Here is a 25,697-nt window from a genome sequence, read left to right on the forward strand (position 1 = left end):
CGACCAGCCGGGACGCTCGGCGAACACCATGGACTCGGCGTACGCCGGCGCGATGGCCACCACGGTCGACCGCCTCGAGGCCGAGCGCGACGACGTCGCCGGCGTGATCGTCACCTCGGCGAAGAAGACGTTCTTCGCGGGCGGCGACCTCGACATGCTGTACGCGGTGACACCCGACCGCGCGGCGGAGTTCGGCGCGGAGCTGGCGAGGATCAAGGGCCAGCTGCGCCGACTCGAGACGCTCGGCCGTCCGGTCGTCGCCGCGCTCAACGGCACGGCACTCGGCGGCGGGTACGAGATTGCACTGGCCTGCCACCACAGGATCTGCGTCGACAACCGGAGCGTCAGGATCGGCCTGCCCGAGGTGACCCTCGGCCTGATCCCCGGCGGCGGAGGCATCACCCGGCTCGTCCGCCTGCTCGGCCTGGAGAAGGCGTTCCCGCTGCTCACCGAGGGACGCAGGCTGCGTCCCGCCGACGCCCTCGACGCCGGCCTCGTCGACGCGCTCGTCCCCGACCGCGACACGCTGCTCGCCGAGGCGAAGGCGTGGCTGCTCGCCCACCCCGACGCACGGCAGCCCTGGGACGCCGACGGCTACCGCATGCCGGGCGGCTCGCCCGCGAGCCCCACGATGTACCAGCTGCTCGCGGCCGCTCCCGCCCTGCTGCATGCCAGGACGCGGGGCAACTTCCCCGCACCGCTGGCGATCCTGTCGGCCGCCGTCGAGGGCGCGCTCGTCGACGTCGACACCGCCCTCACGATCGAGAGCCGCTACCTCACCAAGGTCGTCACCGGCCAGGTCGCGAAGAACATGATCGGCACGTTCTGGTTCCAGCTGAACGCGATCACATCCGGGCGATCGAGGCCGGACGGCGTCGAGCCTCGGCCCACACGCCGCCTGGGGGTGCTCGGCGCCGGCATGATGGGCGCCGGCATCGCCTACGTCAGCGCGCTCGCCGGCATCGACGTCGTGCTGAAGGACGTCGACCTGGCCAGGGCCGAGACCGGCCGGGCGAAGGTCGCGGCACTCCTCGACGAACGCGTCGCCAAGGGACCCCTCGGCGCGGACGACCGTGCGGCGATCGTCGCCCGGGTCACGCCGACAGGTGACGACGCCGACCTCGCCGGTTGCGACCTCGTCATCGAGGCGGTGTTCGAGGACCGCGCACTGAAGCACCGCGTGACGGCGGCCGCCGAGAGCCGGGTCGCGAACGACGCCGTCATCGCGTCCAACACCTCCACGCTGCCGATCACCGGCCTCGCCGAGGCGGTGCCCGACCCCAAGCGCTTCGTCGGGCTGCACTTCTTCTCGCCGGTGCACAAGATGCCGCTGGTCGAGATCATCCGCGGCGAGCAGACGAGCGACGAGACCCTCGCCCGCGCGTTCGACTACGTCCGGCAGATCGAGAAGACCCCGATCGTCGTCAACGACTCGCGCGGCTTCTTCACCTCGCGGGTGTTCGCGGCGTACGCGCTCGAGGGCATCGCCATGCTCGCCGAGGGCGTGCACCCCGCGCTGATCGAGAACGTCGCGCGACGTGCCGGCCAGCCCGTCGGCCCGCTCGCGGTCACCGACGAGGTCACGCACACGCTGATGTGGCACATCAGGGAGCAGACGCTCGCCGACCTGACCGCCGCCGGGCAGCCCGTCGAGGGCAACCACCTCGTCGACCACCCGGCCTTCGCCGTGGTCGACACGTTCGTCAACGAGCTGCGCCGCACCGGCAAGGCCGCGGGTGCCGGCTTCTACGAGTACCCGGACGAGGGACGCAAGCGCCTCTGGCCGGAGCTCGTCACCCGCTACCACCGCACCGACGCCGCCGTCCCCGAGCAGGACGTCCGCGACCGGCTGCTCTTCGCCCAGGCGATCGACACCGTGCGCTGCCTGGAGGCGGGCGTGCTCACCTCGGTCGCCGACGCCAACGTCGGCAGCATCTTCGGGCTCGGCTTCCCGGCCTGGACCGGCGGCGCGCTGCAGTTCGTGAACGCGCACGGCGTGGCGGCGTTCGTCGAGCGCGCCGACTACCTCGCCGACCGGTACGGCGACAGGTTCGCGCCACCCACCCTGCTCAGGGAGAAGGCCGCTCGCGGCGAGACCTTCTGAGTCCGCTTCCGCTGTCAGCGACCCTCAGCGAGGGCCGCGAGGCGGTCGAGCGAGGCCTGCAACTTGTCCGCCGTGGTCGCCCGAGCGCGCGGCATCCGATCCTCGTCGGTCAACCGGGTCCAGTCGTAGGTGTGCGTGACCCGCGTCGTCGACGCGTCGATCGGCTCGAGCTCCCATCGCCACAAGTGCCCCGGCGGTTCCCGACCCGGCTCGGCGGGTCTCCACGCGATGCGGTGGGGCTCGTCGAACTCGACCACGTGGTTCTCGCGAACCGCGTGGTCGATCGTCAGGGTCATCGTGAAGACGTCGCCGACCGCGCGGACCCGCTGGCCGGGAGGCGCCTCCGACAGGTTCTCGTTGCCGTCCCAGCGAGGCTGGCGGGTCGGGTCGGCGATGAATTCGAAGATCCGCCCGGCCTCGGCCGAGATCTCGCGGCTGGCGCTGACGACACGGGGCTCCTCGTGATGACTGGCCATCGCCCCATCGAACCACACGACGCCGACCAGCGGCCCGGTGTCACCGACCGTCGGAGCTCTCCGCCCGCTCCCGGTACGAGCCGGGCGTGGATCCCGTCCACCGCTTGAACGCACGGTGGAACGCGCTGGCCTCGGAGAACCCGAGGCGCGCCGCGAGCTGCTCGACGGGCTCGTCGCCGCGCACCAGTGCCGCCACCGCGGCATCGCGGAGCACGTCCTCGCGCACCGCGCGGAAGGACGTACCGTCGTCATGCAGCTTCCTGCGGACGCTCTGCTCGCTCAGTGCCAGGTCGGCCGCGACCTCGCGCAGGCTCCGCAGATGCCGCTGGCCGGGACGCTCGAGCAGGCGCCGCACCCGATCGGCGATCCTCGTGCCGTAGTCACGGCGGGCGAGCAGGCCCGCGGGTGCGTCGCGGAGGAAGAGGCGCAGCGACTGCTCGTCCTGGAGAATGGGCATCCGCAGCAGAGCGGCGTCGAACGCCAGGCTCGTGCGCGGCGCGTCGAACCGCGGCGCGCAGCCGAAGAGCAGGTCGTACTCCGCGCTGTGCGGGGGCTCCGGGTACGCGCAGTCGGTACGCCGCAACGGGATGCGGCGGCCGGTCGCCCAGCTGGAGAAGCGGTGCCAGATGACGAGGACCGACTCGGCGAGGAACCGGTCGGTGTCGTCCACCTGCACGTCGACGTCGACCCGTGCCTCGTCACCGTCGACGGACACGCTCATCCGCGGCGCACCGGGGAACAGCCGGTAGAAGGCGAAGCCCCGTCGCAGGGCCGAGCCGAGGTCGGCGCAGTGGATCGTCGCGTGGCACATCATCGCGAACGTCCCGCGCTTGCAGGGGATCGGTCCGAGCCCCATGAACTCGTCGTCGAGCACCTCCCACAGCGACCGGACGAGCGCGGTGAACTGCTCCGGCGTCACCCGGGCCCGCTGGTCGTCGAGCAGCGGCGTGGGGATGCCGGCGGCGCGCAGCAACGGGACGGGATCGACCCCGGCCCGCCTCGCGCCGGCCAGTGCGGCACTGACGTACCGTCCGCCGATCGTGCGCGAGTCCATACCCCGGAAGGTATCGGTTCGGTCAGGCAGGCGAGCGGAACCGCCATTGGCCCACCGGCCCCGCGGGCGCAACCTGGCCATGATGAAGAGGGCAGTGTGCCTTGGCGTGGTCTGACGAGCCGGAGGGCAGCGTGTCGAACCTGCGTGAGCGTCACTTCACCGCGGAGCAGCAGGAGTACCGGCGGGCGTTCCGCGACTTCGTCGAGCACGAGATCGTGCCGCGGCAGGCCGCGTGGGAGGAAGCCGGCATCGTCGACACCGACGTGTGGCGCCTCGCGGGCAAGCACGACTTCCTGCTGCCCTGGGCCGACCCTGCGTACGGCGGTCTCGGTCTCACCGACATCAGGTACGAGCAGGTCGTCATCGAGGAGCTGTGCCGCGCCAACGAGACCGGCTTCGGTTCGCCGGTGCACTCGGCGATCGTCGCGCCGTACCTCGACACGTACGGCACCGAGGAGCAGAAGCGCCGGTTCCTGCCGGGTGCCGTCTCGGGCGAGTCGATCCTCGCGATCGCGATCACCGAGCCCGACGCGGGCTCCGACGTCGCCGGCATGCGCACCACCGCGGTGGAGCACGACGACCACTGGGTGCTCAACGGCGCGAAGACGTTCATCTCCAACGGCATCAACGCGAACGTGTGCGTCGTCGCCGCCCGCACCGACCCCGGGCAGAGCCACGCCGTCGGACTGTTCCTCGTCGAGGCCGACACCCCGGGCTTCGGCCGCGGCCGCAAGCTCGACAAGCTCGGACTGCGCACCCAGGACACCGCGGAGCTGTTCTTCACCGACGCCCGCGTGCCGAAGGCCAACGTGCTCGGCGACCCGCGCGAGGGCTTCAAGGCGATCATGTCCATGTTCGCCCAGGAACGTCTCATCATCGCGATGGGCAGCGCCGCGGGTGCTGAGGCCGCGCTCGACATGACCCTGGCGTACGTCCGCGAGCGGCAGGCGTTCGGCCGGTCCATCGGCAAGTTCCAGAACACCAGGTTCACCCTGGCGTCGGCGCGTACCAAGATCGACGCCGCGTACGCCCTCGTCGACCGGTGCACGCTCGCGCACGTCGAGGGGGAACTCAGCCCTCAGCAGGCGGCCGAGGCGAAGCTGTTCGCGAGCGAGACGCTCGGCGAGGTCGTCGACGACTGCGTCCAGCTGTTCGGCGGCTACGGCTACATGTGGGAGTACCCGATCACCAAGATGTACGCCGACGCCCGCATCCAGCGCGTCTACGCCGGCACGTCGGAGATCATGCGGGAGGTCATCGGCCGCTCGATGGACCTGTGACCTGCGCCCCACCAGCCCTCCCGGCGTTGCGGCGTGCCGGCGAACGGTGGTGAGGTAGACGACATGCCAGGACCGTTGCAGGGCCTCCGCGTCGTCGAGCTCTCCAACCTGGCACCGGTGCCCTTCGCCTGCATGATGCTGTCCGACCTCGGTGCGGAGGTGCTCAGGATCGACCGTGCGGCGCACGTGTCGTCGATGCCGTACGACGCGGCCGGTGACGCGCTCGCCCGCGGCCGCCGCTCGGTCGGCGTCGACCTGAAGACCCCCGACGGCCGCGAGGTGCTGCTGCGGCTCGCCGGGTCCGCGGACGTCCTCATCGAGGGCTACCGGCCCGGCGTGTGCGAGCGCCTCGGGATCGGGCCCGCCGACTGCCTGGCCCGCAACGCGCGGCTCGTCTACGCACGGCTCAGCGGCTGGGGCCAGGAGGGTCCACTCGCCACGTCGGCGGGACACGACATCGACTACCTCGCGGTCTCCGGTGCGCTGTGGCCGATCGGTCCGAGTGGCCAGCCGCCGACCCCGCCGCTCAACTACGTCGCCGACTTCGGCGGCGGCGGCATGCTCGCCGTCGTCGGCATCCTCGCCGCACTGCATGAACGCGGCCGGTCGGGCACGGGCCAGGTCGTCGACGCCGCGATGGTCGACGGCGCCGCACTGCTGTCGACGGCCGTCCACGGCTACCGCGCGGGCGGCATCTGGAACGACGAACGCGGCACCAACCCGCTCGACGGCAGTGCACCGTTCTACCGCTGCTACGCCTGCGCCGACGGCGCGTACGTCGCGGTCGGCGCCATCGAGCCGCAGTTCTACGGCGCCCTGCTCACCGGGCTCGGGCTCGACCTCGACAGCCTCCCCGACCAGTACGACCGCGACTGGTGGCCGGAGATGGCCGAGCACCTGGGCCGGGAGTTCGCGACCAGAACGAGGGACGAGTGGGTCGGTGCCTTCGCCGGCACCGACGCCTGCGTCGCCCCCGTCCTCACGCCGGGCGAGGCGCCCGAGCACGAGCACAATGCCGAACGCGGAACGTTCGTCGACGTGGGCGGGCAGATTCAGCCCGGCGTCGCGCCCCGGCTGTCCCGCACCCCCGGACGCGTCCAGGGACCACCTCCCCGGGCCGGTCAGCACACGGCGCAGGCTCTCGGCGACTGGGGGTTCACCGAGAACGAGGTCGCCGACCTCCTGGCCGCAGGCACCGTACGCTGAGACGCGTGCGGCAACTCGTCATCGAGCCCGCGTCCGGCGAGGACGTGACGGCCTACCTTCGGATGCGCGACGAGGCCGCGGAACAGATGGTCGCCCGCGGGATCGTGCAGTGGCGGCCCGGCGAGCTCACCGAGGACGCGTTGCGCCGGTGGGCCGTCGACGGCGAGATCTTCGCGGCGCGACTCGACGGCACGCTCGTCGGCGGGCTGTTCGTCATGTGGTCCGACCCCGTCTTCTGGGGCGACCGCGACGACAAGGCGGGATACACGCACGGCCTGCTGGTCGACCGGCGACTCAAGGGCGAGGGGCTCGGCCGCCGGCTGCTGGCGTTCGCCGAGGAGCACATCAGGGACAGTGGGCGGGCGCTGTCGCGCCTCGACACCGTGACGACCAACGCCGTCCTTCGCGGCTACTACCGTGCGGCCGGGTACCGCGAGGTGGGCGAGCGCACGTTCGAGGGCGGGAAGGTCCTGGCCCACGGCGCCCCGATCGGCGCGGTCACGCTGTTCGAGAAGTCCTTGTAGCCGCGGTGGCGCAGCTCACCGGTGGTCGGGCCCTCGTCGCGGCGCTCGCCGCGCACGAGGTCGACACCGTCTTCGGCATCCCGGGCACGCACAACCTCGCCGTCTACGCCCACCTCGGCGCGTACGGGATCCGGCACGTCACGCCGCGGCACGAGCAGGGTGCGGGATTCGCCGCTGACGGGTACGCGCGGGTCACGGGCTTCCCCGGGGTGGTGCTCACGACCACGGGACCGGCGGTCCTCAACGCCGCGACCGCGATCGCGCAGGCGTACTCCGACTCCGTGCCCGTGCTGCTGGTCTCGCCCGGCATGCCGCTCGACCACCCCGCAACGGGCAACGGCTACCTGCACGAGGTGAAGGACCAGAGCGCGGCACTCGCGGCCCTGACGGCAGGCAGCGAACGCGTGACGAGCGTCGCCGAGATCCCGGTGGCGGTCGCCGGCGCGTTCGCCGCGATGTCGACCGGCAGGCCGCGGCCGCGCCACCTCGAGATCCCGCTCGACCTGCTCGACGAGTCCGCGGACGTCACTGTCGTCCCGCCGATCCCCGCGCCCCGGCCCGCGGTCGAGGACGGGGACGTGCGCGGAGCCGCCGAGCTGCTCGGCTTCGCGCTGCGTCCCGGCATCGTCGTCGGCGGGGGAGCGCGTGGCGCGTGCACCGAGGTACGGCGGCTGGCCGAACGGCTCGACGCCCCGGTCGTCGCCACGGTGGGCGGCAAGGGTGTGCTCCCCGAGGACCACCCCCTGGCACTCGGGACGGGCCTGCACCACGCGAACGTCGCGGAGTTCGTGCGCGACTGCGACGTCGTGCTCGCCGTCGGCACCGAGCTCGCGCCGGCCGACCTGTGGAACGGCCCGCTGCCGGCGCCCGAGCTGCTCGTCCGCGTCGACATCGATCCGGCGCAGATCACCGCCAACGCGCTGCCCGACGCGGCCGTCGTCGGTGACGCGGCGCTCGTCCTGCGCGCGCTCGTCGCCGCCCTCGGCCCGCGACCGCAACCGGGTCGGCGCCGCGCCGCCGCGACCAGGGACGCCGGGCGCGCCGAGACCTGGCGCGCGCGTATCGAGGACGACGCGCGTGCCGACGGCAGGCGCTGGCTCTCCCTGCTCGACGTCCTCCACGACGCACTCGAGCGCGACGGCATCCTCGTCGGCGACAGCGCGATGGTCTGCTACTACGGCGCCATCGCGAACATGCCGCGGTACCACCCGCGTACCTTTCTCTACCCGACCGGCCTCGGCACCCTCGGGTACGGGCTGCCGGCAGCCATCGGCGCGATGGTCGGCTGGCCGGACGTCCGCGTGCTCGCGCTCCACGGCGACGGCGGGTTCATGTTCACCGCGCCCGAGCTCGCGACGGCCGCCGAGCTGGGGCTCCCGTTGCCGGTCGTCGTCGTCGACAACGGCGGATACGGCGAGATCCGGCACGAGATGCGCGGCCGCGGCGACCGCCCCGTCGCCGTCGACTTCGCGCCGGTCGACTTCGTCGGCCTCGCCCGCTCGCTCGGCTGCCACGGCGAGCACGTCGACGGCCCGGCCGAGCTCGCACCGGCCCTGGAGCACGCCTTCGCAGCCGACCGGCCCACGGTGCTGCACATCGAGGAAGAGAAGTAGGAGAGGCAGGCGATGAGCGCAGGAGCTGAGGAGCACGCCGCAGGTAGGGGTCGCGGTGACCGTCGGACCGGGCCGGGCGTCGTCGCGACACCTGCCGAAGGCGAGCGACGAAGCGGGCGCGGTGAGGCGCAGACGGAGCCGCTGGTCCAGGTCACGTGGACCGACCCGGTCACGGGTGCCAAGGGCTACCTCGTGCTCGACACGCTCGTCCGCGGCATCGCCAGCGGCGGGCTCCGGCTGCGCAAGGGCTGCACGCTCGACGAGGTGCGCGGCCTCGCCCGGGGGATGGCCCGCAAGGAGGCACTCGTCTACGACCCGGCCGACCGGTACATCCCGCTCGGCGGCGCCAAGGGCGGGATCGACGTCGACCCCGACGACCCGGACAAGCAGGCGGTGCTGCACCGCTTCCTCCGCGACCTGCTCCCGACCGTCAGGGAGCAGTGGTGCCTCGGCGAGGACTTCGGCGTCCGGCAGGACATGCTCGACGCGGTCTTCGCCGACCTCGGCGTCCCGTCGACGGTCGAGCCGCTCTTCGCCAGGATCGACGACGCACCGGCCGCGCGCAGACGGATGAAGGAGGCCTTCTCCGTCGACGTCGACGGCGTGCGGCTCGACGAGCTCGTCGGCGGCTACGGCGTCGCCGCCGCCGCGGCCGCGTACCTCGAGACCGCCGGCCGTGACCTGCGCGGGTCGACCGCCGTGGTGCAGGGCTTCGGCTCGATCGGCGGAGGAGCCGCGCGCTACCTCGCACGCGGCGGTGCCTCGGTCGTCGCGGTCGCCGACCGCGAGGGCCTGATCGTCGACGAGTCCGGGCTGGACGTCGAGGAGCTGCTCAGGGCACGCGACCCTGGCGGCCGCATCGACAGGTCGCGTCTCACCGGCGTCACCCTGCGACCGGGAGAGGACTGGCTCGACGTGCCCTGCGACGTTCTCGTACCGGCCGCGGTCTCGTACGTCATCCAGGGCGCGGACGCCGACCGGGTGCGCGCCGGCGTCGTCGTCGAGGGCGCCAACATGCCGACACTGCCCGACGCCGAGGTCGCGCTCACCGCACGGGGCGTGCCGGTGGTGCCGGACTTCCTCGCCAACGTCGCCACCAACGCGTGGTGGTGGTGGCTGGTCTTCGGCGACGTCGAGCCCACGCCCGCGTCGTCGTTCGACAAGGTCACCACGACCATGAGGCGACTCGTCACGACCGTCGTGCGCGACGCCGCCGGGTCGGGCACCACGCTGCGCGAGGCCGCGCTCGCGCTCGTGGAGCGCAACCGCGCCGAGCTCGCCCGCCGGTACGGCGACTGAGTCACGGCCCGAAATCCGGTGGTGGTCGCGCGACCGCTGCCGCAGACTTGGGGTCCCGTGGGCCACGTAGAAGCGGCGCGACTGCGCCAGATGCTGCCGGACGGACGCGTCCTGTACGACGACGTCTCGTTCCGCGTCGGCGACGGCAGTACCGTGGCCCTGGTCGGCGCCAACGGCTCTGGCAAGACCACGCTCCTGCGTACCGCCGCGGGCGACCTCGACCCGACCTCCGGCGCGGTGAGCAGCAGTGGCGGGGTCGGTGTCATGCGGCAGTTCATCGGCTCCATCCGCGACGCCTCGACGGTCCGCGACCTGCTGGTGAGCGTCGCGCCCACGGCGGTGCGCGACGCCGCCCACGAGCTCGACGCGGCGGAGCTCGCGATGCTCGACACCGACGACGAGCCGACCCAGCTGCGCTACGCGAGCGCGCTCGCGGCCTACGCGGACGCGGGCGGGTACGACACCGAGGTCAGGTGGGACACCTGCTGCACGAGCGCACTCGGCAAGCCGTTCGAGCAGGTCAGGTGGCGTGAGATACGCACCCTGTCCGGCGGCGAGCAGAAGCGGCTCGCTCTCGAGGCGCTGCTCCGCGGCCCCGACCAGGTGCTGTTGCTCGACGAGCCCGACAACTACCTCGACGTCCCCGCCAAGGAGTGGCTCGAGGACGTGCTGCGCGCGACGAAGCAGACGGTGCTGTTCGTCTCCCACGACCGCGAGCTGCTCGCCCGTACCGCCGACCGGATCGTCACGGTCGAGGGTGGCACGGCGTGGGTGCACGGCGGCGGGTTCGGCACCTACGACGACGCCAGGCAGGCGCGGCACGACCGGATGGACGAGGTCAGGCGCCGCTGGGACGAGGAGCACGCCAGGCTCAAGCAGCTCGTCGCCACCATGAAGCAGAAGGCGTCGTACAACTCCGACATGGCGAGCCGCTACCAGGCGGCGCTCACCCGGCTGCGCCGCTTCGAGGCCGGCGGCCCACCGCAGAAGCGGCCACCCGCGCAGCGCATCAGGATGCGACTCGCGGGTGGCCGCACCGGCGTACGTGCCGTCGTCTGCGAGGGCCTCGCGCTCACCGGCCTCACCTCACCGTTCGACACCGAGGTCAGGTACGGCGAGCGCGTCGCGGTCCTCGGCGCCAACGGCACGGGCAAGTCGCACTTCCTGCGCCTCCTCGCCGGCTGGGCCGATATCGACGGGACGGCGCGGCCGGACGCGGTGGCGCACACGGGCGCGTGGAAGCTCGGCGCCCGGGTGGTGCCCGGCCACTTCGCGCAGACGCACGAGCGCCCCGACCTCGTCGGGCGCACTCCGGCCGAGGTGCTGTGGCGCGACCATTCGCTGCAGCTGCACGACGCGATGCACGCGCTCGCCAGGTACGGGCTCGCGCCGAGCGGCGAGCAACCGTTCGACACGCTGTCGGGCGGCCAGCAGGCGCGGCTGCAGATCCTGCTGCTCGAGCTGTCCGGCTCCACGCTGCTACTCCTCGACGAGCCGACCGACAACCTCGACCTGGAGAGCGCCGACGCGCTGGAGCAGGGCCTCGCCGAGTACCAGGGCACCGTGCTCGCCGTCACCCACGACCGGTGGTTCGCCAAGGGCTTCGACCGCTACCTGGTGTTCGGCGGCGACGGCACGGTCCGCGAGACACCCGAGCCGATCTGGGAGCCCGGCGGCTGACCGCTTGACTTCGAGTGCGCTCCAACCTCCAGCATCGGAGGCGACACGAGAGGGAGTGCACATGGAGCAACGCCAGCTGGGCCGGTCGGGTCCGGTCGTCTCGCGGCTCGCCTTCGGGGCGATGATGTTCGGCGGCGTGACGGACGAGAAGGTCGCGCGGCTGATGCTCGACGCGTTCGTCGACGCCGGTGGGACGCTCGTCGACACGGCCGACCTCTACGGCACGTCGGAGAGCATGATCGCGGGCTGGCTCCGCGCCCGTCCAGGGGCACGCGAACGCGTCGTCCTCGCGACGAAGGGCCGGTTCGCGATGGAGGGGCAGCCGGGCGCGAGCCTCGCACCCGCGTACCTGCGGACGGCGCTCGACGCCAGCCTCGACCGCCTCGGTGTCGACCACATCGACCTGTACCAGCTGCACGGGCCGGACGCCGACACCCCGCTCGAGGACACCGCCGCGTTCCTCGCCGAGGCGGTGGCGTCGGGCAACGTCGGGTACGTCGGGGTGAGCAACTTCCCCGGCTGGCTGTTCACCAAGCTGAGTCGCCTGCTCGCCGAGAACGGCGGGCCGCCGCTGGTGGCGCACCAGGTGCAGTACAGCCTGCTGGCCCGTGCGGTCGAGTGGGAGGTCGTCCCGGCCACCGTCGACGCGGGCGCCGGCTCCCTCCTGTGGGGACCGCTCGGCCAGGGCTGGCTTACCGGCAAGTACCGCAGGGACGAGCCGCCGGCACCGGACACCCGCGTCGCCGGCGCCGACGACGAGCACCTGGAGTCCTGGCACCGCCGCGACACCGATCGGATCTGGGCGATCGTCGACCAGGTCGTCAAGGTCGCCGCCGACCTCGGCCTGACCCCCGGACAGGTGGCGGTGGCGTGGGCGGCGGACCGGCCGGGCGTCACGGCGCCGATCGTCGGAGCGCGGAACGTCGAGCAGCTGACCGACAGCCTCGGTGCCGCGGACGTCCACCTGCCCGCCGAGGTCAGCGCGGCGCTCGACGAGATCAGCTCCCCGCCGGCGCCGCAGTACCCGTACCCCTGGGTCGAGGAGATCAGCCATTGGCACGACTGAGGAGGCGAGAGACGATGGTCCACATGGTTGACGTGGAGCAGATCGGCGACCCGGACGGCATCGGCACCTGTGGCATCGGCGAGGACGTCGCCGCGATGGACGTCCCGCACCCGCTCACCGTGAGCGAGGTCGCCGAGCGCATCGGCCTGTCCGCGCACACCCTGCGGTGGTACGAGCGGATCGGCCTGCTCGACCAGGTCGCCCGCGACGCCCCGGGCCACCGCAGGTATACCCGGCCGGACATCGAGTGGCTCCTGCTGCTCACCCGGCTCCGGGCCACCGGCATGCCGGTGCGCGACATGCAGCGCTACGCCGACCTCGTCCGCGCCGGCGACTCGACGTCGCAGGAGCGCCGCGAGCTGATGGAGGCGCACCGCGACCGGGTGGAGGAACACATCGCCGAGCTGAGCCACCACCTCGCGGTCATCGACCACAAGGTGCGTGTCTACCGGATGCACGAGCAGCAGCTGCGCGTCGGCTGAGCCCGGCTGCCTCCTAGCCGGCCTCCTTCGCCGCCTCGACCGCGGCGAAGGTGTCGAGGATGCCCGCACCGACGGCGTTCTGCTCCCTGCTGCAGCCACCCGCGCCGGGTCCGAGCGCCGCCTCCTGGGTCGTGGAACGCAGGATCTGGGCGGTACGCGTGACGTCGCCCTTGAGCTCCGGGTTGGCCGACCACATCAGCGCCACCGCGCCGGCGACGTGCGGGCCTGCCATCGACGTGCCGTCGAGGTAGCCGTACGTGTCACCGGGGAGGGCGGACAGGACGCGTTCACCGGGAGCGGCGATGTCCGGCTTGGTGCGGTCGCTGCCGTCGACCGTCACCGGACCGCGGCTGGAGAAGCTCGAGACGTTGCCGTTGCTGTTCACCGCGCCGACCGAGAACGAGTCCTGGTAGATCGCGATCGGGTCCTTCACCGAGCTGCAGGTCGGCCCGTCGTTGCCCGCCGACGCGACGACGAAGATGCCAGCGGCGGTCAGCCCGCGCACGGCGGGCCCGAGCACGTTGGCGTCGCACCCCTCGACCGGCGGGCATCCCCACGAGTTGTTGAGCACGTCGGCCGCCCGCGCCGGGTCACCGTCCTTCAGGGGGTCGCCGTCCTGCGGGAACGGGGCGAGCATGAACTGCATGCAGTCGAGGTAGAGCGCCGGGTTGGCCATGTTGCGGCCGAGGTTGACGCAGCCGATCCACTTCGCCTCGGGAGCCACGCCGACGTCGTCGCCCACCGCGCTGCCCAGGGTGTGCGTGCCGTGGCCACCGTGGTCGGTCGGCGACGTGCTGTCGAACCACGGGTCGAGCCAGTTGTAGTCGTCCTCGCCGTCCTTGCCGCGGTACGAGTCCGCGAGGGCGCGGTGGTCCCCGTCGACGCCGGAGTCGGACTGCCCGACCACGACGCCCTGACCACGGGCCCCGAGCTGGCTCCAGGTGTCGTCGGCGCGGATCATGGTGAGGTTCCAGTCGGGCCGGTCCGGCGCACGCTCGCTGCCGCGGTCCTCCGGCACCTCGCGCACCGGGCGCAGCCGCGGGCTGTCGAGCACCTTCGCCACCTCGTCGCGGGACTCCAGCCACGGCCGCAGCTCGGCACCCGCGTGCACCTCGACGGCGTTGACCAGGTAGTACGGCGTGTAGTCGACGCCGATCCCGTCGAGCGCCTCACGTAGCGGCGCCTGGGTGCGGTCGGCCTGGGCGACCAGCCGGTCGTACACCGCCGTGCGCCTGGCCTCGAGATCGGCGCCGGTCCCGCCGGTGAGCCGCGCCTGGTCCTTCAGCACCACGAACAGCCGCTCTCCGTCCATGCCGGTCTGCCCACCGACGACGTAGACACCGCCGGCGAGCAGGAGCGCCACGACGGCCACGACGGCACCCACCACGCGAGAACGCAGGAGCCCGGCGAGCACGGCGAGCACGCCGCTGCCCACGAGCCCGGCGACGATCGCGAGGCCCATCGCGAGGAACATGTACTTGAGCACGTCCTCGATCCCCAGCCCACTGGTGAGGCCGAGGATGGCCGCCATCTCGACCTCGTCGGGGTCGAAGAACGCCAGCGGACCGAAGGCCGCCACCGCGACGCCGACGAGCGTGGGCAGCCGGTGCGGCGCCGCGTACGACGCGGCCGCGCAGGCGAACACGACCGCGGGCACGCTCACGGCGAGCAGCAGTCCCATGGCCCGCGGCGACACGGCCGCGACGAGCACGACCACGGTCACGCCGCCGGCCAGCCCGCCGACGATCGCGTTGCTCGGCCTCTTCCACGCGGTGGCGAGCTCCCGCCAGACCGGGGCGAGCAGCACCGCCGACAGCCACCCGAGCGCGACGGCGAGGAGCGCGGCGACCACCGTCTCGACGAGCCCGCCGAGGTAGCCGAAGAACGCCCACGGCACCACGATGACGAGCCCCGCCGCCGCGGCGACCGCCGTGCCGCCGTCGCCGCCGCCACGTGGCGACCGGAACGGGCCGAGCCGCGACAACACGAACGCCACCACCGCACAGGCGGCGGCGAGCACGAGCATCGCCAGCACGCTCCGCGGACTCGCCAGCAGGCGCACGGGACTCGTGACGACGACGACCGTCGCGGCCAGGGTCCACGCGCGGGCGACGGCCCGGGCACGCGGGTGGCCGACGAGCCGCCACACCAGGAGCGACGGCACGCCGACGAGGACGCCGAGGGCGAGGGTCGTGCCGAACCAGAGCGCCCCGTTCTCCTCGCCTGGGGTGTTCTGGTCGGCGCCCCAGGCGACGAGCTGTCCGACGACGGCGACGGCCACGGCGAGGACGCCGATGAGCGCCAGCCCCACCGCCGCCCCGGTGCCACCCGACCCGCGGGACCGGCCGTCGTCCTGCTGCCGGTACGAGGTCGGTGCGGGCGGCGGCGGCAACGGGCCCCAGGTCAGCGGCGGCTCGTCCCCCGGCCCGTACGGGCCTCCGCCGGGGACGTACGGCGGGTGGTTCGACATGCCCTGGAGCGTATCTGCCGGGCCCGGGCCCGCGGGTCCTTCGGGTCGGACCTGGGGACGGTGACGGGTCCTGGGCTCAGGACGGCAGGTCGTCCTGCTCGGCCGCCCAGCGGCGCAGCTCGTCGCGGGCGCGGTCGGGGCCGAGCGGGCCGTGCTCGAGCCGGAGCTCGAGGAGGTGACTCAGCGCCCTGCCGACCACGGGTCCCGGGCGAACGCCGAGCTCCGCCATGACCTCCGTGCCGTCGAGGTCGGGACGGATGCTGGAGATCTCCTCCTCCTCGGCCAGCCGGGCGATCCGTTCCTCGAGGTCGTCGTACGCCTTGGCCAGGCGCTGGGCCTTGCGCTTGTTGCGGGTGGTGCAGTCGGCGCGCGTCAGCTTGTGCAGCCGGTCCAGCAGGTCGCCCGCGTCGCGCACGTACCGGCGGACGGCCGAGTCGGTCCACTCGCCCTCCGCGTAGCCGTGGAAGCGCAGGTGCAGCTCGACGAGCGTGCACACGTCGTTCACAAGATCCTTGGGGAAGCGCAGCCTGGTGAGCCGCGTGCGTGTCATCCGCGCGCCGACGACCTCGTGGTGGTGGAAGCTGACCCGCCCGTCGGGCTCGTGCCTGCGGGTCTGCGGCTTGCCGATGTCGTGCAGCAACGCGGCGAGGCGCAGCACCAGGTCGGGACCGCCCGAGCCCTCGAGGTCGATGGCCTGGTCGAGCACCGTGAGGGAGTGCTCGTAGACGTCCTTGTGCCGGTGGTGCTCGTCGATCTCCAGCCGCATGCCGGGGACCTCGGGCAGCACCTGCTCGGCGAGCCCGGTGTCGACGAGGAGCTCGAGCCCCTTCCTCGGCTCCGCCGTGCACACGAGCTTGGTCAGCTCGTCGCGGATCCGCTCGACCGAGACGATGGCGAGGCGGTCACGCATGTCCGTCATCGCGGCGACGACCCCGGGGTCGACGGTGAAGCCGAGCTGCGCGGCGAACCTCGCGGCACGGAGCATGCGCAGCGGGTCGTCGTCGAACGAGTCCTCGGGCCGGCCGGGCGTCCGCAGCCGGCCGGCCGCGAGGTCGTCGAGGCCCCCGTACGGGTCGAGCAGCGGCTCCGCGGGACGCAGGGGCATCGGCACCGCGATGGCGTTGACGGTGAAGTCGCGCCTGGCCAGGTCGGCGACGAGCGAGTCGCCGAACCGCACGTCGGGCTTCCGCGAGTCGCGGGTGTACTCCTCACTGCGGTACGTCGTGACCTCGAGCTTGTAACCGCCCTTGTGCAGGCCGACCGTGCCGAACGCCATGCCGACCTCCCACGTGGAGTCGGCCCATGGCCCGGCGATCGCGAGGATGTCGTCAGGCCGGGCGTCGGTCGCGAAGTCGAGGTCGTCTCCCAGCGTGCCGCGCAGCGCGTCGCGGACGGATCCCCCCACCAGCGCCAGGTCGTGTCCCGCGGCGGCGAAGCGCCGGCTCAGATCGTCGGCGACCGGCGCGACGCGCAGGAGCTCTGCGACGGCGCGCTGCTGCGCACGGGTGGGCGGCGACCCGTTCGGGATGGAGGACACGGCAGCCAAGCGTAGTTGGGCGGTTCCGGCCGCGCGCCGGGGTCGCGGTCTCGGTGGCCGTCCGGGCGCCATCTACCATCGGACACGTGTCAGCAAGGCGTCGTCCGCACCCCCCGGGTCCGGCTCACCGCCGTCATCGCCCCGTCGAGGAGGTGTCCGCGGGAGGCCTGGTCGTCGACCCGGGTGATGGCTCGCCGAGAGCCGCGCTCATCGCCCGGCGGGTGCGTGGCGGGGGCTACCTGTGGGCACTGCCGAAGGGCCACATCGAGCAGGGGGAGTCGGCCGAGGACGCCGCACTCAGGGAGATCACGGAGGAGACGGGCATCGTGGGCCGGCTGATCCGGCCGATCGGCACGATCGACTACTGGTTCGTCTTCGACCACAGGAAGATCCACAAGACCGTGCACCACTACCTCGTGCTGGCGACCGGCGGCGAGCTGTCCGCCGACGACATCGAGGTCGACGACGTCGCCTGGGTCCCGCTCGACGAGGTCCCCGCCCGCCTCGCGTACGCCAACGAGCGCGACCTCGTGACCCGCCACGCCGACCTGCTGGAGGGCATCACATGAGGACGACATGGCGTGTCCTGCTCGCCGGGGTCGTCGCGGCGACCGTGGTCGCGCCCGGTCTCGTCCTCGACACCACCCCCGCCGAGGCCGCGCGGGAGCCCGCGATCACCGTCACCAGCGTCACCCCCAACGCACCGGGACCGAAGGACACCCTGCGCATCACCGGCACGGTGAGCAACCCGGGCAAGCGCCCGCTCACCGACGTCACCACCAGGCTCAGGTACGGCAGCCTGCCGCTCGTCAGCCGCGAGCAGGTCAACGAGCACGCCACCGCACCGGACGCGCCGACCGGCAACCCCGTGTACGGTCACGACGCCGAGCTCGGCACCGTACGCCCGCGTGGCGACCGCCAGTTCGAGCTCGCGGTCCCCGTGCGCAACCTGTACCTCGGCGGGTTCGGTGTCTACCCGATCACCGTCGAGGCCTTCACCTCCGACGGCACGAGCCTCGCCGTCCAGCGCACCTTCATCGTCAACACCCCGGACGACAAGGGCGCGATCCCGCAGGCCACCCGTATCGGCTGGCTGATGCCGCTCGTCGACCGTCCGCACCGGCAGGCGGGCACGACGTTCGAGGACGATCTCCTCGCGAGATCGATGGCACCGGACGGACGGCTCGGCAGGATCGTGGCCGGGGGCGGGAGCGCCTCCGCGGCGGACGTCCCGCTGACCTGGGCGGTCGACCCCGGCGTCCTCCACGACGCACAGACGATGGGCGCGGGGTACCGGGTCAGGTCCGGCAACGAGGTCGTCACGGGCACCGGCGGCCCGGCGGCGTCGGACTTCCTCGCCAGGCTCACCTCGGCCACCGAGGGCGACGACGTCGTCGCGTTGCCGTACGCCGACGTCGACACGGTGGCACTGACGCGCGCCGGACTCTCCGGCGACATCACCACGGCGCAGAGCAGGGGCGAGGAGGTCACCGGCGAGGCACTCGGCGTCACCCCGTCGCGCGGCATGACCTGGCCACCGGACGGTCTCGCCGACCAGAAGGCGCTCAACGCCCTGGCCTCGACGGGCGCCCGCACGGCGGTGCTCCGCGACACGGCGCTGCCCCTGGCGGAGCAGCAGACCTACACCCCCGACCCGGTCGCGTCCGTCAGAACGACGAGCGGCAAGGTCACCGTGCTGCTCGCCGACTCGACGCTCAGCGACATCGTCGGCTCGGCCACGAGCAGGCCTGGCAGCGCGTCGCTGGCCGAGCAGCGCTTCCTCGCCGAGACCGCCCTGATCACCGCCGAGCGACCGAACACCTCCCGCGGTCTCGTCATCGTCCCGCCGCGCGACTGGAACCCGCCCGACAACCTCGCCAGCAGCCTGCTCGCCGACACCGCCGAGGTGCCGTGGCTGGCCCCGACCTCGCTCCAGGATCTGAGCGAGACGCCGCAGGACGAACCGCCGACCCGGCAGCGCCTGACATACCCGTCCCGCGCCAAGAAGGCCGAGCTCAGCCAGAACTACCTCGACGGGGCGCGCCGCGTGCACGGCTCGCTCAACAGGTACGCGACGATCTTCACCCGGCTGCCGTCGCGGATCGAGGACTACAACCTCGCCATCCTGCGGGCCGAGTCGACCGCGTGGCGCACCCGCCGCGCCCGTGGCCAGGCGACGCTCGTGACGGTCGCGTCGGCGGTGGAGCGGCAGCGCCGCCGGGTATCCGTCGAGCAACCGGGCGGGCTGTCGCTGGCCAGCTCGGAGGGATCGGTGCCGCTCAACGTGCGCAACGGGCTCGACGAGCCGGTCACCGTGCAGCTGCGCGTCCTCTCCGCCAACCCCGGACGCATGTCGGTGGGCGACCTGCCGAACAACGGCAGCCTCACGATCCCGCCACGGCAGCGGGTCACCGTGCAGGTGCCGATGAGCACCGTCGCCAGCGGCGTCGTCGAGGTGAGCGCGCAGCTGCTCACCGCCGACGATTACGTCTACGGCCCGACCAGGACGTTCACCGTCACCTCGACGGCCTACGGCAGCGTGGCGATCATCATCACCAGCGTCGCCCTCGTCTTCCTCTTCGCCGGCTCCGGCTACCGCGTGGTCAGGCGCGTCCTCGCCGCGCGGCGCGGGCGAGCGACCGGCGGAGGGGCCCGATGACCGTGCAGGACCCACCGCAGGACGACACCCAGGCGGCCCCGGCCGACACCACCGACAGCCTCGTGCGATCGAGTGCGGTGATGGCCGCAGGCACCCTCGTCTCCCGCATCACGGGGTTCCTCCGCGTCATGGTGATCGCGGCGGTGCTCGGCAGCTCGCCGCTGTCCAACGCGTACAACACCGCGAACAACGCCCCGTTCTCGCTCTACGAGCTGCTCCTCGGCGGTGTGCTCTCCGCGGTCCTCGTCCCGCTCCTCGTCCGGGAGAACAAGCGCGACCGGCGCGAGGGCGACCTCTACGCTCAGCGCCTGCTCACGCTCGTGGTGCTCGTCCTGGTCGGCCTGACGGTGCTGAGCGTCCTCGGCGCCCCGCTGATCCTCGACCTGATCGCGAATCGCATGGCCGGGTCCCAGCGCGAGATCGCGGTCGCGTTCCTCCGGTACTTCCTGCCCCAGGTCCTGTTCCTCGGCATCGTCGCCGTGGTCGTGGCGATCCTGCAGTCGCGCCGCCGGTTCGCGGCACCCATGTGGGCGCCGGTGCTCAACAACCTGACGGTCATCGCGACCGGCCTGCTCTTCATGTACGTCGTCGACGGCCAGCCGACGCCCGACACCATCACCGCCGGCGAGACGATGCTGCTCGGCCTGGGCACCTCCGCCGGCATCGTGGTGCAGACCCTCGCGCTCCTCCCGTCCCTGCTGCGCGCGGGGTTCCGGCCCCGACCCCGGCTGGGCTTCCACCGCCTCGGCCTCGGCGCGATCGGCCGGCTGGGCACCTGGACGATCGTCTACGTGACGACCAACCTCGCCGGGCTGTTCGTGGTCACCAACATCGGCGGTGCGGTCGACCGCGCTCTCGCGGCCACACACCAGAGCCTCAACTACGGCTACACGCCCTACCAGAACGCCTTCACGGTCTTCTCCCTGCCGCACGCGATCGTCGCCGTCTCCGTCATCACCGCCCTGCTGCCCAGGATGAGCTCCCACGCGGCGGACGGGCGGTTCGGCCTGGTCAGGTCCGACCTGTCGACCGGGATCAGGCTCGCCGCGGTGCTGATCGTGCCGGCCGCCGTGGCGCTGGTCGCCCTCGGCCGGCCCGTGGGCGTGACGATCTTCAGCCTCGGCTTCTACAGCGCGGACAACGCGGGCTACACCGGCCTGGTCATCGCCGCCTTCGCCTTCGGACTGATCCCGTTCAGCATCTTCCAGCTGATGCTGCGCGTCTTCTACGCCCTGCAGGACACCAGGACCCCGGCGCTCGTCAACATGCTCGGCACGGCGGTGACCATCGCGCTCGGCATCGGCTGCTACCTCGTCCTCCCGCACCAGGGCGTCATGATCAGCCTCGCGCTCGCCTACGGCGTCGGCTACCTCGTCAACACGCTCGTCGCCGCGGCGATCCTGCGCCGCCGACTCGGTGGCATCGACGGCAGGCGGGTCGTCGGCGTCCTGGCGCGCATGGTCGCCGCCGCCGTTCCCGGCGGCGTGCTGGCCTGGCTCGCCACCCTCGGGCTCACGCAACTGCTCGGCGACGGCAAGACCACCGCGGTGATCTGCGTGGTGGTCGGCGGGCTCCTGGTACTCGGCAGCTTCCTGGCGCTCGCGCGAGCACTGCGCGTCACCGAAGTGGCAACGCTCGTGTCAACGTTCCGCGGCCGTCGCGCGTCGGGCGGGTAGGGTCGTCGAGGGGACGTCCCACACGAACCGGAACGGTGGGCAAGAACTACTATGGGGCAGCCTGACCCACCGACCGGGGGGAAGGACCACAGGCACGTGCCGGCACTCCTTGACCAGGGATCCGTGCTCGACGACCGCTACCGTCTCGACGAGCGGGTCGGCGAGCAAGGTTGTGCTGCGCTGTGGCGTGGTACCGACACCATCCTGGCCCGCAGTGTCACCGTCATGGTGCTCCCGACGTCCGCACCCGAGACGGCACGCGTGCTCACCGCCGCCCGGCGCGCGGCCCGGATCAGGGACTCCCGCGTCGTCCAGGTCTTCGACACCGCCACCGTCGACGACAGCACCTACGTCATCACCGAGTGGATCACCGGACGCACGCTGACCGACCTGCTGCTCGAGACCGGTCCCCTGCATCCCGACCGGGCGGGCGCGCTCGTCGGGGAGGCGGCCGAGGCGCTGACCGAGGCCCACCGGATGGCGGTCTCCCACCTCCGGCTCACCCCCGACAACCTCGTGTGGACCGCGGCCGGCGGCGTGAAGGTCACCGGCGTCGGCATCGAGGCCGCTCTCGCCGGCACGGTCAGCGACGACCCCGCACGCACCGACTCCGAGGGGCTCGGCGCCTTGCTCTACGCCGCGCTCACCGCCCGCTGGCCGCACGGACCGTTCGGCGGCCTGCTGGCCGCCCCGCAGAACGGTGACGCGCCGCACTTCAGCCCGCGCCAGGTGCGCGCCGGCGTCCCGCCCGAGCTCGACGCCACGACCGAGCGGGCCCTGTGCCAGCGCAGCCGACGCGGCCAGCCGCCGCTCGCCACCCCCGCCTCGGTCGCCGAGGCCCTGGCCGACTTCCCCGACCCCACCCCGCTCGACCTCTTCGCCGAACGCCCGTCGAGCGACGACCGGGCGACCAACCCGATGGCGCAGGTCACCGCGCCGGTGCCGTTCGCCACCGCAGGTGGGCCGCGACCGCACCACCACCACCGCGGGCGCCGTGCCCTGATCGCGGTTCCGGCCGGCCTCGCCCTCGTGGCGGTCGTACTCGTCGGCGGGCTGCGTCTCGGCCTGTCCGAGTTCACCTTCGGCGGCCCGTCCGCCGCACCGAGCGAGAGCTCCTCGAGCACCTCGCCGACACCCGCGGGCAAGAAGCGCATCCCGGTCGTCGAGGCCAGCGACTTCGACCCCCAGGGCGACGGCCAGGAGCACGCGTCCTCGGTCAAGAATGCGAACGACGGCACGCCCCGCACGGTCTGGTACACCGACCGCTACAACACGGCCAAGTTCGGCAACCTGAAGCCCGGCGTCGGCATGGTCTTCGACCTCGGCTCGGCGAAGGCCGTCGACTCGGTCCAGCTCCGCCTCGGCGACCCCGGCACGAGCCTGCAGCTGCGCTCGGCGACGAGCGGCGGCACGTCCGTCGGCGACTTCACGACGGTCGCCACGGCGACCGACGTCGACGAGCAGGTCACGTTGCGGCCCAAGAGCGACGCCACGGCGCGCTACTGGCTCGTCTGGTTCACCGAGCTTCCCCGTTCCGACGACGGATACCGCGCCGGAATCGCCGATATCACCTTCCGTCCGGCAAGCTAGGCCGGTGCGGACAGACCTGCAGGAGGCGACGGACGTCGACCTGCTGCGCTCGCACGTCGACGGTGACCCCGACGCGTTCGGCATCATCTGCCAACGGCACCGCAACCGGCTGTGGGCCGTCGCCTTCCGCACGATGGGCGACCGGGAAGAGGCGGCCGACGCGCTCCAGGACGCCCTGCTCTCCGCGTTCCGGCGCGCAAGCACGTTCCGGGGCGATGCCGCCGTCACCACCTGGCTGCACCGCATCGTCGTCAACGCATGCGTCGACCGCATGCGCCGTCGCTCCGCCCGCCCGACGAGCCCGCTGCCCGAGTACGAGACCCAGGAGGTCGGTGCGTCACAGGAGAGCGTGACCGGTCCCGATCCCGCCGTGGCGAGGGAGACCTCCCTCGAGGTCGAGAAGGCGCTGCAGATGCTGCCCTTCGAGCAGCGCGCCGCCCTGATCCTCGTCGACATGCAGGGGTACTCGGTCGAGGACTCCGCACGCATCCTCGGCTGCGCTCCCGGCACGATCAAGAGCCGGTGCGCACGCGGTCGGGCCAAGCTGCTGCCGCTCCTCGGCCACCTGCGGGACACCGCGTGAGACCCGAGGGAGATCCCCGGCACCCGGGGGGAACGAAGGCGTCGTCCGGAACGTCGAACGCATGACGTGCGGGAGGAGGTGAAGGGACGACTGTGACTGATCACCGTGGTGGCGCGCCACGATCTGGCGACGCTTCCGGACATTTCGACACCGACACTCTCGCTGACCACGCCGAGGGCGTGCTGACCGGGGCCCTCGACACGCAGGTACGCACACACGTCGCGACGTGTGCGGACTGCCAGGGCGTCGTCGACCAGCTGACGTCGGTCAAGATGATGCTCTCCTCCCTTCCCGCACCTCCTCTTCCCGCGGATGTCTCCGCACGTATCGACGCCAGCCTGGCTCAGGCGCAGCACGAGCGCGCCAGCCTCGCGCGCGACCGGCAACCCACCGCGCGGCCCGCCGGCCGGCGGTCCTGGATCGCGTCGCTCCTCGTCCGACCACAGCTACTCGCCGGCGCCGCCGCTCTCATCGTGGCCCTGGCGTTCGTCGGCGGCTACTTCTCCACCCGTGGCGGCGACGGCGACACCCCCGACGCCGCGCAGTCCACCAACCAGGCGTTCCCGCCCGCCGACGGCCCGATGATGACGGGTCGGCTCTACAAGAAGGCCGACCTCGCGATCCAGGCCCGCGAGCTCGTCAAGGACAGCCGCACCGAGGGGTACACCCCGGATCCCGAGGCCAGCAGGCAGATCGACCAGGAGGTCAGGCGGCTCTCCGATCCGCAGGCGTTCTCCAGCTGCGTCGACGCGATCACGCACAGCCAGCCGTCCCGGATTGTCGCGGCCGACCTCGGCGAGTTCGACGGCAAGCCCGCCGCGATCGTCGTGATGGCCATCCCCGACAAGCCCGACAGCTACGAGATCGCCGCGGTCGGCGCCGGCTGCCGGACCGGCGACGCGCGGATCCTGTACTCCAAGGTCGTACCGAAGTAGAGCCGCTCGCCCCGTTGGAATGTGTCGCACCTACGATCGGTTGATCCGAACGAGGGCGTCATCGCGCCCGGGTGACGAGAGGGCAGGTCGTGAGCGACATTCGGCAAGTGATCATCATCGGTTCCGGACCCGCCGGCTACACGGCGGCGTTGTACGCCTCACGCGCCCAGCTCCAACCGCTCGTGCTCGAGGGGTCGGTCACGTCCGGCGGCGCCCTGATGAACACCACCGACGTCGAGAACTTCCCCGGCTTCCCCGACGGGATCATGGGTCCCGACCTGATGGACCACCTACGCAAGCAGGCGGAACGCTTCGGCGCCGAACTGATCGCCGACGACGTCACCGCGGTCGACCTCGCCGGCGACGTGAAGACCGTCCACGTCGGCAACACCGAGTACCAGGCCCGCACCGTGATCCTCGCGACCGGTTCGAGCTATCGCGAGCTCGGTCTCCCCGACGAGAAGCGGCTCTCCGGGCACGGCGTGTCGTGGTGCGCGACGTGCGACGGGTTCTTCTTCCGCGACCAGGACATCGCCGTCGTCGGCGGCGGCGACTCCGCGATGGAGGAGGCACTGTTCCTCACCAGGTTCGGCAAGACCGTCACCATCATCCACCGGCGCGACGAGCTGCGCGCGAGCAAGATCATGCAGGAGCGCGCGTTCGCCAACGAGAAGATCCGCTTCGTCTGGAACGCACAGGTCGCGAGGATCCTCGGTGCGGACCGCGTCGAGGGCGTCGTGGTCGAGGACACCAGGACGGGGGAGGAGACGACCCTGTCCGTGGGCGGTCTGTTCATCGCCGTCGGTCACGAGCCGCGGTCGGAGCTCCTCGCCGGGCAGATCGATCTCGACGACGAGGGCTACGTCGAGGTCGAGCAACCGACGACGCGCACCAACCTGCCAGGCGTGTTCGCCGCGGGCGACGTCGTCGACCATATTTACCGCCAGGCGGTGACCGCGGCGGGCACCGGCTGCGCCGCCGCACTCGACGCCGAGCGCTACCTCGCCGCGCTCGAGCACACGGCAACGGCGCAGGCGCCCACTCCGTGAGCCTCCACCGCGACACCCGTCCCGGCACGCTACCGTCGAACAGCACCGCACCGGCCTCCAGACAAGGACCTGCTCTCATGGGAGACAGCACCAAGACCGTCACCGACGCCAGCTTCACCACGGACGTGCTCGAGAGCTCGACCCCGGTGCTCGTGGACTTCTGGGCGGAGTGGTGCGCGCCGTGCCGGCTCGTCGCACCGGTGCTGGAGGAGATCGCCTCCGAGAACCCCGGCAAGATCCAGATCGCCAAGGTCAACATCGACGAGAACCCCGAGGTCGGGCGGCAGTACCAGGTCCTCAAGATCCCGACGCTGCTCCTGTTCAAGGACGGCGAGCTGGTCAAGCAGATCATCGGTGCCAAGCCGAAGGCCGCCTTGCTCAGCGAGCTCGACGACGTCCTCTGACCGCGGGTCC

The 25,697-nt window shown here is 72.3% G+C and carries 21 protein-coding genes; 17 read left to right on the forward strand and 4 right to left on the reverse strand.

Annotation, left to right across the window (positions count from 1 at the left end):
- The first annotated feature begins 28 nt into the window (after nucleotides 1-28).
- The gene (locus GEV10_07185; protein MQA78248.1) at nucleotides 29-2,104 is read left to right on the forward strand and encodes a 3-hydroxyacyl-CoA dehydrogenase; all 2,076 of its coding nucleotides are present in this window, start codon (nucleotides 29-31) and stop codon (nucleotides 2,102-2,104) included.
- Nucleotides 2,105-2,118: 14 nt separating this feature from the next.
- Here the strand turns inward: GEV10_07185 and GEV10_07190 are convergent, their stop codons facing one another.
- Together GEV10_07190 and GEV10_07195 are read right to left on the reverse strand one after the other, a co-directional pair.
- Nucleotides 2,119-2,580, reverse strand: coding sequence for a polyketide cyclase (locus GEV10_07190; protein ID MQA78249.1), 462 nt, complete (start codon nucleotides 2,578-2,580; stop codon nucleotides 2,119-2,121).
- Between the two features lie 40 nt (nucleotides 2,581-2,620).
- Nucleotides 2,621-3,634 (reverse strand): helix-turn-helix domain-containing protein, encoded by a 1,014-nt coding sequence (locus GEV10_07195; protein ID MQA78250.1) that lies wholly within the window; start codon nucleotides 3,632-3,634, stop codon nucleotides 2,621-2,623.
- A 140-nt stretch (nucleotides 3,635-3,774) separates the two neighbouring features.
- On the opposite strand from GEV10_07195, the gene GEV10_07200 reads away from it, so the two are divergent.
- The 8 genes from GEV10_07200 (at nucleotide 3,775) to GEV10_07235 (ending at nucleotide 12,784) form a co-directional block, all read left to right on the forward strand.
- Nucleotides 3,775-4,914 (forward strand): acyl-CoA dehydrogenase, encoded by a 1,140-nt coding sequence (locus GEV10_07200; protein ID MQA78251.1) that lies wholly within the window; start codon nucleotides 3,775-3,777, stop codon nucleotides 4,912-4,914.
- Between the two features lie 63 nt (nucleotides 4,915-4,977).
- Nucleotides 4,978-6,120: a CoA transferase gene (locus tag GEV10_07205; protein ID MQA78252.1), complete on the forward strand. Its 1,143-nt coding sequence runs from the start codon at nucleotides 4,978-4,980 to the stop codon at nucleotides 6,118-6,120.
- 5 nt (nucleotides 6,121-6,125) lie between these two features.
- Complete coding sequence (locus GEV10_07210; protein ID MQA78253.1) at nucleotides 6,126-6,644, forward strand: GNAT family N-acetyltransferase; 519 nt, start codon at nucleotides 6,126-6,128, stop codon at nucleotides 6,642-6,644.
- Between the two features lie 5 nt (nucleotides 6,645-6,649).
- Nucleotides 6,650-8,257 (forward strand): 5-guanidino-2-oxopentanoate decarboxylase, encoded by a 1,608-nt coding sequence (locus tag GEV10_07215; GenBank protein MQA78254.1) that lies wholly within the window; start codon nucleotides 6,650-6,652, stop codon nucleotides 8,255-8,257.
- Nucleotides 8,258-8,269: 12 nt separating this feature from the next.
- Entirely contained in the window at nucleotides 8,270-9,556 is a 1,287-nt protein-coding gene (locus GEV10_07220; protein ID MQA78255.1) for a glutamate dehydrogenase, read from the forward strand.
- A 57-nt stretch (nucleotides 9,557-9,613) separates the two neighbouring features.
- Nucleotides 9,614-11,236, forward strand: a complete 1,623-nt coding sequence (locus tag GEV10_07225; GenBank protein MQA78256.1) for an ATP-binding cassette domain-containing protein — start codon at nucleotides 9,614-9,616, stop codon at nucleotides 11,234-11,236.
- Nucleotides 11,237-11,357: 121 nt separating this feature from the next.
- Complete coding sequence (locus GEV10_07230; GenBank protein MQA78257.1) at nucleotides 11,358-12,302, forward strand: aldo/keto reductase; 945 nt, start codon at nucleotides 11,358-11,360, stop codon at nucleotides 12,300-12,302.
- A gap of 95 nt (nucleotides 12,303-12,397) precedes the next feature.
- Entirely contained in the window at nucleotides 12,398-12,784 is a 387-nt protein-coding gene (locus tag GEV10_07235) for a MerR family transcriptional regulator (GenBank protein ID MQA78258.1), read from the forward strand.
- Between the two features lie 13 nt (nucleotides 12,785-12,797).
- Here GEV10_07235 and GEV10_07240 read toward each other — a convergent pair whose 3' ends face one another.
- Together GEV10_07240 and GEV10_07245 are read right to left on the reverse strand one after the other, a co-directional pair.
- The gene (locus tag GEV10_07240) at nucleotides 12,798-15,254 is read right to left on the reverse strand and encodes a S8 family serine peptidase (GenBank protein MQA78259.1); all 2,457 of its coding nucleotides are present in this window, start codon (nucleotides 15,252-15,254) and stop codon (nucleotides 12,798-12,800) included.
- A 76-nt stretch (nucleotides 15,255-15,330) separates the two neighbouring features.
- Nucleotides 15,331-16,863 carry a CCA tRNA nucleotidyltransferase gene (locus GEV10_07245; protein MQA78260.1) on the reverse strand — a complete coding sequence of 511 codons (1,533 nt, stop codon included), beginning with the start codon at nucleotides 16,861-16,863 and terminating at the stop codon, nucleotides 15,331-15,333.
- A gap of 5 nt (nucleotides 16,864-16,868) precedes the next feature.
- Here GEV10_07245 and GEV10_07250 point away from each other — a divergent pair, with 5 nt between their 5' ends.
- The 8 genes from GEV10_07250 to trxA all read left to right on the forward strand — a co-directional run bounded on the left by GEV10_07250 (nucleotide 16,869) and on the right by trxA (nucleotide 25,687).
- The gene (locus GEV10_07250; GenBank protein ID MQA78261.1) at nucleotides 16,869-17,360 is read left to right on the forward strand and encodes an NUDIX domain-containing protein; all 492 of its coding nucleotides are present in this window, start codon (nucleotides 16,869-16,871) and stop codon (nucleotides 17,358-17,360) included.
- Nucleotides 17,357-19,450 (forward strand): hypothetical protein, encoded by a 2,094-nt coding sequence (locus GEV10_07255; protein ID MQA78262.1) that lies wholly within the window; start codon nucleotides 17,357-17,359, stop codon nucleotides 19,448-19,450. Before GEV10_07250 ends, GEV10_07255 begins: the two co-directional genes overlap by 4 nt.
- Nucleotides 19,447-21,126: a murein biosynthesis integral membrane protein MurJ gene (gene murJ, locus GEV10_07260; GenBank protein MQA78263.1), complete on the forward strand. Its 1,680-nt coding sequence runs from the start codon at nucleotides 19,447-19,449 to the stop codon at nucleotides 21,124-21,126. Before GEV10_07255 ends, murJ begins: the two co-directional genes overlap by 4 nt.
- Before the next feature lie 51 nt (nucleotides 21,127-21,177).
- Nucleotides 21,178-22,716: a serine/threonine protein kinase gene (locus GEV10_07265; protein MQA78264.1), complete on the forward strand. Its 1,539-nt coding sequence runs from the start codon at nucleotides 21,178-21,180 to the stop codon at nucleotides 22,714-22,716.
- Nucleotides 22,691-23,299 (forward strand): RNA polymerase sigma factor SigM, encoded by a 609-nt coding sequence (gene sigM, locus GEV10_07270; GenBank protein MQA78265.1) that lies wholly within the window; start codon nucleotides 22,691-22,693, stop codon nucleotides 23,297-23,299. Before GEV10_07265 ends, sigM begins: the two co-directional genes overlap by 26 nt.
- Before the next feature lie 179 nt (nucleotides 23,300-23,478).
- Nucleotides 23,479-24,234 (forward strand): hypothetical protein, encoded by a 756-nt coding sequence (locus GEV10_07275; GenBank protein ID MQA78266.1) that lies wholly within the window; start codon nucleotides 23,479-23,481, stop codon nucleotides 24,232-24,234.
- Between the two features lie 89 nt (nucleotides 24,235-24,323).
- Nucleotides 24,324-25,283, forward strand: a complete 960-nt coding sequence (trxB, locus tag GEV10_07280; GenBank protein ID MQA78267.1) for a thioredoxin-disulfide reductase — start codon at nucleotides 24,324-24,326, stop codon at nucleotides 25,281-25,283.
- Nucleotides 25,284-25,360: 77 nt separating this feature from the next.
- Nucleotides 25,361-25,687: a thioredoxin gene (gene trxA / locus GEV10_07285; protein MQA78268.1), complete on the forward strand. Its 327-nt coding sequence runs from the start codon at nucleotides 25,361-25,363 to the stop codon at nucleotides 25,685-25,687.
- Nucleotides 25,688-25,697: the final 10 nt, after the last annotated feature.

Source organism: Streptosporangiales bacterium, assembly GCA_009379955.1.
In the GTDB taxonomy this organism is placed as follows: Bacteria; Actinomycetota; Actinomycetes; order Streptosporangiales; family WHST01; genus WHST01.

Excerpts from the sequence above, each read along its gene's own strand:
- GEV10_07240 (MQA78259.1), bottom strand. The coding sequence starts at position 15,254 with ATGTCGAACCACCCGCCGTACGTCCCCGGCGGAGGCCCGTACGGGCCG.
- GEV10_07235 (MQA78258.1), top strand. The coding sequence starts at position 12,398 with ATGGACGTCCCGCACCCGCTCACCGTGAGCGAGGTCGCCGAGCGCATC.
- GEV10_07230 (MQA78257.1), top strand. The coding sequence starts at position 11,358 with ATGATGTTCGGCGGCGTGACGGACGAGAAGGTCGCGCGGCTGATGCTC.
- murJ (MQA78263.1), top strand. The coding sequence starts at position 19,447 with ATGACCGTGCAGGACCCACCGCAGGACGACACCCAGGCGGCCCCGGCC.
- GEV10_07255 (MQA78262.1), top strand. The coding sequence starts at position 17,357 with ATGAGGACGACATGGCGTGTCCTGCTCGCCGGGGTCGTCGCGGCGACC.
- GEV10_07195 (MQA78250.1), bottom strand. The coding sequence starts at position 3,634 with ATGGACTCGCGCACGATCGGCGGACGGTACGTCAGTGCCGCACTGGCC.
- GEV10_07265 (MQA78264.1), top strand. The coding sequence starts at position 21,178 with ATGGGGCAGCCTGACCCACCGACCGGGGGGAAGGACCACAGGCACGTG.
- GEV10_07190 (MQA78249.1), bottom strand. The coding sequence starts at position 2,580 with ATGGCCAGTCATCACGAGGAGCCCCGTGTCGTCAGCGCCAGCCGCGAG.
- GEV10_07185 (MQA78248.1), top strand. The coding sequence starts at position 29 with ATGGACTCGGCGTACGCCGGCGCGATGGCCACCACGGTCGACCGCCTC.
- GEV10_07220 (MQA78255.1), top strand. The coding sequence starts at position 8,270 with ATGAGCGCAGGAGCTGAGGAGCACGCCGCAGGTAGGGGTCGCGGTGAC.
- trxA (MQA78268.1), top strand. The coding sequence starts at position 25,361 with ATGGGAGACAGCACCAAGACCGTCACCGACGCCAGCTTCACCACGGAC.
- GEV10_07205 (MQA78252.1), top strand. The coding sequence starts at position 4,978 with ATGCCAGGACCGTTGCAGGGCCTCCGCGTCGTCGAGCTCTCCAACCTG.
- GEV10_07245 (MQA78260.1), bottom strand. The coding sequence starts at position 16,863 with ATGGCGCCCGGACGGCCACCGAGACCGCGACCCCGGCGCGCGGCCGGA.